The organism is Mycobacterium sp. IS-2888, from assembly GCF_001954215.1.
Taxonomy (GTDB): domain Bacteria; phylum Actinomycetota; class Actinomycetes; order Mycobacteriales; family Mycobacteriaceae; genus Mycobacterium.
The window spans coordinates 1-756 of the sequence record NZ_MBET01000087.1 but is presented as its reverse complement, the minus strand read 5'-3'; the positions used below and the strand labels follow the sequence as shown (position 1 = coordinate 756).

Here is a 756-nt window from a genome sequence, read left to right as displayed (position 1 = left end):
GTCGTGCTGGCGCCGGGCGAATCCCGATCGATCACAATCGGATTCGCCACCACCGAGGTTGGGACCGTCGGCGCCACCTCCAGCGCCGCGGCACGCGCTTCTTCCGACAACAGGATCACGTGGTCCGCGCGGTTCAGCGTGGCGCCGACGAAGCGAGGGTGCGAGCGGGCGAACTCGGGAAAATCGGAGCCGTGGATGGTGATGATCACCCGGAAACCCCGGGCCCTCGCCAGCCGGATCAACGATCCTTCGCGCAACCACGCTCCGCCGTTCGAGATGTGGAAGTGCACGAGGGCCGCGCGGGGGGCCCGGGCCAGTGCCAGCCCGGCACGCGCCGTGAGAACGAGGCTCTTCGAGTGGCGCCGCCCGTTCCACGTCGACAGGACGCGGATGTCGTCCGCGCCGATGTTGTTGTCGCGGATGACCCGGATGACCGACTGCGTCCCACCGAAGCTGTACATGTCCGGCCCCACGTGAATGACCGCGATCATCGTCGCCCGGCTAGGTCCCACAGCAAATCGACCACACGGTCAACATAGATCAGCTTGTCAGCCGCGGTCGGCCGAAACGGTGGCAAACTCACCGCTTTTAACCGGCCCGTGACCGAAATCGGGCTGGCCCTCGGTCTCGCCCTGGGCGCGGCGATGGCCTTTGCCGGCCTGCGAGACAGGGGCCAGGACGAGGGCCAGGGCGATTTCGGTCACGGGCCGGTTAAAAGCGGTGAGTTTGCCACCGTTTCGGCCGACCGCGGCTGAC

Annotated in this window: 2 protein-coding genes; both read right to left on the bottom strand. The window is 67.3% G+C overall.

The window, feature by feature from the left end; translation table 11 throughout:
• A partial coding sequence (locus A5745_RS15870) for a glycosyltransferase (protein WP_139329645.1) occupies window positions 1-491 on the bottom strand: 491 nt, incomplete at its 3' end.
• Window positions 492-548: 57 nt separating this feature from the next.
• On the bottom strand, window positions 549-756 hold a 208-nt coding region (locus tag A5745_RS24755; RefSeq protein ID WP_217695287.1), incomplete at its 5' end, for a hypothetical protein.